Genomic DNA, 8,626 nt, shown 5'->3' with positions numbered 1-8,626 from the left:
TTTATTTTTGAATTTTTCTTCTAAACCTGTACTTGAGTCCAGTATCTATGTGCTTTTTTTGTTCTACCTTTAATTTATTAGATTGTTATTTTAAAAAGTTTGAGGGTACCTAAATGGAAGCAAATCAACTTGTAGTTATTGATATTCAGGGTTCGGCGGGTGTTGTGTTGGATGATGGATCAATAAGAGCGTTAAACGTTGGTGACATTATTACCGTAGGTGATTTAGTTGTTACTGCTATTAAGTCGTCGTTACAAATAGATGTGCAAGGTGAAACCTTATCTATACCCGCAAATCAAAAGGTAAAAATAACACCAGACCTATTAGCTAAAGAAGCAAGAGACTCTAGCGAAACAACTGTTTTTGATGAAAGTTTAGATGAAGCAATCGCAAGCTTAGATTTAGGTACAGAACAAGACTCATCAACGGCGGCTAATTCAGATGTAACAGATTTTTTAGATGCATTAGAGGGTGATGGGGACATTTTAGATAATTTAGAGGCAACAGCCGCTGGTGGCGGTAATGCAGCTGGTGCAGATGGAGGTAGTTCGTTTGTACAGTTAACCCGAATTTCTGAAAGTGTTGATCCTAGTAGTGTTACTTTTGATTCTTCTTTTGATCAAAGCGCTACTGAAGCTTTTAATTTAAGAGATACCTCTGATGGTATTGTGCCTGACGCAACTTCGGCTTCTATTTCACTTAATGAGCTGGGCGTTACTAATTCATCACAACCAACAATTACCGGTACGAGTGAAAACTTAATTGGCGAAACGGTTAATGTAACGGTAACTGATGTTGATGGAAATTCTCAAGTAGTTAGTGTTGTGATTGGCCCTGATGGTACCTTTGAAATAACCCTACCAACTCCAGTTGCGGATGGTCCTGTGACCGTTGTTGTTGAGGCGACAGATCCTGTTGGCACCCCTATAAACGACACTATTTTTATAGAAATTGATACAACACCTCCGCTTATTGCTATTGATCCTGTTGCCGATTCTGCTTCGCAAACAGTGACAATAACAGGGACTGTATCTGGGTTGAACACTGGTGATAATGTGTCGGTCACGTTAACGGATAGTGCAGGTACGGTACAAACAATTGTTACTCAGGTTGATGCACTAGGAAATTGGGTTATTACTACTACCTCACCTTTATCTGAAGGAGAGTTTAACGTAAGCGCAGTGGTGATTGATGCCGCTGGAAATCAAGCTGTAGATCAAGCTTTAGCGAATGTAGATTTAACTGCTCCGGTAATCACAGTAAATGTAACTGATGAAACAAATAACGCAACACCACCACTTTTTGGAACAACAAATGGGGTTCCTGAAGGCACGCAAGTAACAATTACTGTTACAGATAGTGCAGGACAAATACAAACATTAACAGCGGTTACTCAAGCCGATGGAAGCTGGAGTGTAGAAGTTGGGACTCCTTTACCTGAAGGTGATTTTACAGTTGATGCACAAGTAAGCGACAGTGTAGGAAACTTAGCATTAGCAAGTGATTCAGGAGTAGTTGATTTAACGGCGCCTACGGTACAAATTAATAATATTAACGACACTCAAGACACCACGCCAACTATTACAGGTAACGCGCAAGATGTACCTGCTGGCTCTATTATTAGTGTGGTTATTACCGATTTTAATGGTCAAACTCAAACATTATTAACCCAAACTAACGCTGATGGTGATTGGTCTATTGACGTAACTACGCCATTGGCTGAAGGGCAGTTTGAGGTTGATGCAAGTGTAAGCGATGCTGCAGGTAATCAAGCCCAAGCAAATAACCAAGGTGTTGTTGATTTAACAAATCCAGATATTACCGTTACTGCAATTGCTGATACTAACGATACTACACCAACATTTGTAGGTAGGGTAGAAGACGTTCCAGCGGGCTCTGTAATTACAGTATTAGTAACCGATATAAACGGTAGCGTACAAACTTTAACTACTTTATTAAATGAAGATGGTACATGGAGTGTTGATGCTAATGAAATCTTGCCAGGTGGTGAGTTTACAGCAACTGCGTCAGTAACCGATGCTGCGGGTAATGAGGCTACTGCGCAAACAAACGGCGAAATAACGTTTGCTCCTATTTCAATTCAAATCGATGCAATTGCTAATACTAACGATACCACTCCATTTTTAAGTGGTAACACCGGTAATGTGCCTGCAGGTACTACCATTACTTTAACTATTACGGCAAGCGATGGCAGTACATTTACATTACTAGCAGTGACGCAAGCAGATGGTTCGTGGACTGCACAAGTAACAACTCCTCTGCCTGAGGGCGACTTTACTGTAGTTGCAGCGGTTATAGATGACTCGGGCAATGAAGCGCAAGCAAGTGCAGTAGGTAATGTTGATTTAACTGTAAGCATTAATTTTATTATTGATACTAACGATACAACACCAACAATTAGCGGCTCTACCCAAGACGTAGAACCTGGTGCGTTAGTAACCGTTACATTTACAGGAAGCGATGGCGTAGCAGAAACCGTGCAAGTAGTTACAGGTGCTGACGGAAGTTGGTCTGTTGAGGCAAGTAATGAATTGGTTGAAGGTCAGTTTAGTGTAATTGCAACAGTGACTGATGCTGCAGGTAATACAGCTTCTGCAAGTGAAACTGGAGAGATTGATTTAACCGATCCTGCAATCACGATTAATCCTATTGAGGATACGAATGATGTAACCCCATCAGTAAGTGGTAACGTAATTGATGTACCTGCAGGGACCGAAGTTACATTAGTAATAACTGACAGTGAAGGCAATGAACAAACACTCACAACACTTACAAATGCCGATGGTACATATACAGCGGATATTATTGCAGATCTCAGTGAAGGTGATTTCACAGTAACAGCAAGTGTTAGCGACACTGCAGGCAATAGCAGTACTGCAACTGTTACAGGTACGGTTGATTTAACCGCACCAAGTGTCACTATTAACAATATTGCAGATACAAACGATACAACACCTACTCTTACAGGCTCTACCCAAGGATTAGCATCGGGCAGTGAAGTAACTTTAATTGTTACCGATAGTCTAGGGGCTGAGCAACAGTTAGTTACTACTATAAGTGCGGATGGTACTTGGAGTATTGAGGTTCCAACTGCTTTAAGCGAGGGGGATTTTACCGTAACTGCTAATGTATCTGATAATGCGGGTAACGCAGCTCAAGATTCACAATTAGGCTCAGTTGATACCACCCCTCCTTTAGTTGCAATAAATGACTTTGCTGATTCAAACGATACAACACCTACATTTAGCGGAACAACGAGTGATGTAGCTCCGGGTAGCCTTGTTAGTGTTTTAGTTACTGATGCAAATGGTGAGTCTCAAACATTGACGGCGGTTGTGTCAGAAGATGGAACTTGGCAAGTAGGTGCAACTCAAGCTGTTGCTGAAGGCGACTTTACAATTACGGCAACAGTAACAGACGCTGCAGGTAATGAAGCAAGCGATACCGGTACTGGAACAATTGATTTATCAGCTCCAATTATAGCAATTAATGCAATCCCAGATAGCGCCGATACTACTCCAACAATTTCAGGTTCCGTACAAAATGTGCCAGCTGGAACAACGGTTACGTTAACATTGACGGACGCTGGTGGTAATACACAAACAATTACAACACAAACGCTAGCTGATGGTAGCTGGACAGCTGATGCTATTAATGAGTTAGTTGAAGGTGACTTTAGCGTTAATGCCATCGTTAGCGATGAAGCAGGTAACCAAAGTGAAACTTCAGCACAAGGAACTATCGATAATACCGCACCAACTATTACGATTGATGCACTCGCTGATAGTAACGATACAACACCGACAATTTCTGGCACTGTAACGGGCGAGCCAGAAGGCACCGTTGTTACTATTACCGTGACTGATGAAGCAGGTAACCCACAAACCATCACCACAGAAGTACTCGCTGACGGCACTTTCACTGTTGATGTATCAGATGAATTAAGCGAAGGCGAATACAGTGTAGACGTATCAATCACTGATACTGCGGGTAACGAAAGTACAGAAGTAACAACGGGTACTATTGATACCTCAGCACCGGTGATTACGATAGATGCACTGGCTGATAGTAACGACACCACCCCAACTATTTCAGGCACCGTAACAGGTGAGCCAGAAGGCACGGTTGTTACTATTACCGTGACTGATGAAGCCGGTAACCCACAAACTATCACTACAGAAGTACTCGCTGATGGCACCTTTAGTGTTGATGTGCCGAACGAATTAAGTGAAGGTGAATTTACTGTTGAGGTATCGGCTACAGATACTGCGGGCAATGAAACCACAGCAACTACGACTGGCGAGGTTGATACTTTAGCACCGGTGATCACGATAGATGCACTGGCTGATAGTAACGACACCACCCCAACTATTTCAGGCACCGCAACGGGGGAGCCAGAGGGCACGGTTGTTACTATTACAGTTACTGATGAAGCAGGTAACCCACAAATCATTACCACTGAAGTACAAGCCGATGGCACCTTCAGTGTTGATGTACCAAACGAATTAAGTGAAGGCGAATTTACAGTTGAGGTATCCGTTACTGACACTTCAGGTAATGAAACCACAGCAACTACGACTGGAGAAGTTGATACGGCTGCACCATCAGTAATAATAGACCCTGTAGGTGATACTAACGACACCACACCAACTATTTCAGGCACCGCGACGGGTGAGCCAGAAGGCACGGTTGTTACTATTACCGTGACTGATGAAGCAGGTAATCCACAAATAATTACTACTGAAGTACAAGCCGATGGCACCTTCAGTGTAGATGTGCCGAACGAATTAAGTGAAGGCGAATTTACTGTTGAAGTATCGGTTACTGATACCGCGGGTAATGAAACCACAGCCACAACAACGGGAGAAGTTGATACCACAGCGCCAATAGTTACTATTAATGCGGTAGGCGATACGAGTGATACAACACCAACTATTTCAGGCACAGCTAGCGGTGAGCCAGCTGGTTCAACCGTAACTTTAACCGTGACCGATGCTAACGGTGAATTACAAACAATTACAGCACAAGTAATTGCTGATGGAAGTTGGACTGCAGAAGTATCCGCGGCTTTAGCTGAAGGAAGCTACTCTGTAGATGCAAGTATTAGTGATAGCGCTGGTAATGAAGGCACAGCAAGTGCTTCAGGCACAATTGATACAAGCGCATTGACCATTACCATTGATATTATTGGCGAAACTAACGATCAAACACCTCAAATAAATGGTGATACTTTTAATGCACAAGTTGGCTCTCAAGTGGAAGTTCAGATCACTGACTCAGCGGGTGCAGTAATTACTTTAACCACAGTTGTTGATGAAAACGGTCTTTGGAGTGTTACTCCGCCTGCAAATTTAGCTGAGGGCACCATTTTAATTATTGCAACAGTAACAGACATAGGTGGTGGAACGGCTAATGCAGAGCTTGATGCTGTAATTGATATTACGCCTCCAACAATACAAGTTAATGAACTAGAAACTAGTAATGACACTACTCCAATTATTTCAGGTAGCACAACAGACGTAGCTTCAGGCACAGTTATAAATTTAACGGTTACTGATTCTCAAGGGGTTGTTCGTACATTTAGCACAACAACGGATGCCGATGGTAATTGGAGTGTTGAACTTTCTCAAGAGTTGGCCTCGGGCGATTATTCTGTAGAAGCTGAAGTATCTGATGCTGCAGGAAATAGCGCTTCAACTACGGCTACCGGTAATATAGACACATCAGGACCTAGCTTAACCGTTGACTTTGAAGCTGTAACCAACGACTCAACGCCTACTATTTCAGGCACTAGTGATGCAGACGTTGGTACCAGTATCACGGTTGTTATTACAGATGAAAATGGAGTTGAACAAACACTTAGCACCACAGTAGATGCAAATGGTAACTGGGAAGTAACTCCACAAACAGATTTAAATGAAGGTGATAACACCATCGAAGTGAGTGTATCTGACGAAGCAGGAAATACGACAACAGTTACAGATACAATTACGTTAGACACACAAGCGCCAATACTCACCATTCAAAACGTAGGCGATGTCAGCGATTTAACACCTGAGCTGCAGGGCACTAGTAATGAAATTGGCGGCACCGTAACACTGACCATCACCGACAGCCAAGGCGCTGAGCAAACCTTCACCACCACCGTTGAAAGTGATGGCCACTGGAATATTGAAATTCCAGGTGCCCTTGCACAAGGTGACTTTAGCGTTGTTGCCAGCATTACCGATGCCGCAGGCAACGACACCACGGCCAACAGTAGTGGTAATGTAGATACCATTACACCGGTTATCACCGTTGATGCACTGGGTTTAGGCAACGACAGCACCCCTGTTGTTAGTGGTACCTCAACAGAGCCTGAAGGCACCGTTGTGAATATTGTTATCACAGACAGTAACGGCGATGAAACACCAATTACAGCCACAGTCGATGCGAACGGCAACTGGCAAGCAATCAGCCCTGAATTACCAGAGGGCAGCTACAGTGTGCAAGCCAGTATCACCGATGATGCAGGCAACACCGGCGGCGCCACACAAACAGGCAACCTAGATACCTTAGCGCCGACATTGACGTTAGACACAGTCGGTGCCACGAATAATAGCACACCAACAATTAGCGGGACATCGAACGCGCCAGTAGGCACGGTTATAACGATTAACGTCACGGATGCAGATAATACAGAAACGTTCACCGCAACAGTACAAGCTGATGGCAGCTGGTCAGCGGATGTACCGAATGCACTGAGCGATGGTGAGCTCACCATTGAAGCTAGCGTTAGTGATAACGCCGGTAATACCACTACATTAAGTGAAACCGCAACACTCAACACCACGGCCCCAAGCATTAGTATTAATGCATTGGTTGATACCAACGACACCACCCCAACCATTAATGGTACAAGCGATGCGGCAGATGGCACCACGATTAGTTTAACGTTTGAAGACAGTGCAGGGAATATTACGACTGTTGATACGACGGTAACGGGTGGTGTATGGAGCATCGATGCACCAACTGATTTAGCCGAAGGCGAATATACTGTTACCGCACAGGTAGACGATGGCCTAGGTAATATCGGCAGCGCCACCGAAACAGGCGAGATTGACTTAACCGCACCAAGCCTTGTTATTGTAGACAATGGTGTTAGCAATGACACGACACCGACCATCTCGGGTACAAGCGATGCGCCACAAGGCAGTGAAGTCACTATTATTGTGACAGACAGTGCCGGTGCACAGCAAACCATTACCGCGACAGTTGGCGGAAGTGGCGCGTGGTCAGCCCCTGTTACGACAGCCCTTGCAGAAGGTAACTTCACCGTAAGCGCAAGCGTGAGCGATGCCGCTGGCAACGAAGCCAACGGCACAGGCGCAGGAGAGGTGGATACAATTGCACCGACCCTTGTACTTACCAGCCCTGGTTCAAGTAATGACATCACCCCGACATTTAGCGGCACAAGCGATGCGGTTGAAGGCACGGTTATTAACTTCACCGTAGTGGATGATTTTGGTAGCTCACAAACGTTCACCACCACTGTGGATGCTGATGGCAACTTCTCAGTGGAAGTACCGACTGCACTGGCAGAAGGGCCATACAGCATCGAAGCAAGTATTAGCGATGCGGCAGGCAACAGCACCGATATTGCGAGCGATGGCACCATTGATACCACAGCACCAAGTGTGAGTGTGGATGCGCCAGTACTCACCAACGACACCACACCCACAGTGACTGGTACCAGTGATGCACCTAATAGCACTATCACAGTTACGTTTACAGATGCAGCGAATACCACTCAAAGCATTGATGTACAAACCGATGCTAATGGTAACTGGAGTGCGACACCAACAGGTACATTAGCTGAAGGTGACTACAGCGTCAGCGCCAGCATCACTGATGCTGCAGGCAACACAGGCACCGGCACGGACAGTGGCGAAGTAGACGTAACCCCGCCAGCACTTGCCTTTACACCAACGTTTGAACTTGGTTTATTAATTACCCTAAGCGGTACGTCTGACTTGCCCATTGGCAGTGAAATTACTATTACCGAGCAACTTGTTAACGGTGGTATTGGTGCAACATATACCACTACAACGGATGCGGATGGCAACTGGTCATTAGTCGGGTTGGATGTATCTTTACTTGATGTTGGCTCAGTGATCGCAACAGCGACCGATGCCGCAGGTAATACCCGTACAATTAGTTCAGATGACTTTGATAATACACCGCCGACACTCACTGTTGATGTTGCAGCACAAAGCGACAGCAATACACCGGTTATTAGCGGCACAAGCGATGCGGGTGAAGGCGCGCAAGTCACTATTGTAGTGACCGACAGCGCAGGCAACCCGCAAACTATCACCGCCCTTGTGGATGCAAACGGTGATTGGAGCGCCACACCAGCGACACCATTAAGTGAAGGTCAAAGCACCATTGAAGTAAGTGTACGCGACAGTGTTGGCAATGAAACCACCGTGAGTGACACCACGACTATCGACACGCAAGCGCCACTACTCACCATTCAAAACGTAGGCGATGTCAGCGACTTAACACCAGAGCTTCAGGGCACCAGTAATGAAATTGGTGGCACCGTTACATTAACTATCACCGA

General features: G+C 45.0%; 1 protein-coding gene. It reads left to right on the top strand.

Translation table 11 applies throughout. The annotated features are described in order from the left end of the window. Positions 1–113: 113 nt before the first annotated feature. On the top strand, positions 114–8,626 hold an 8,513-nt coding region (locus tag GQR46_RS12170; RefSeq protein WP_206009565.1), incomplete at its 3' end, for an Ig-like domain-containing protein.

The organism is Pseudoalteromonas sp. Z1A6 (assembly GCF_011378745.1).
In the GTDB taxonomy this organism is placed as follows: domain Bacteria; phylum Pseudomonadota; class Gammaproteobacteria; order Enterobacterales; family Alteromonadaceae; genus Pseudoalteromonas; species Pseudoalteromonas arctica.
This window is presented reverse-complemented; position numbering and strand designations above follow the sequence as displayed.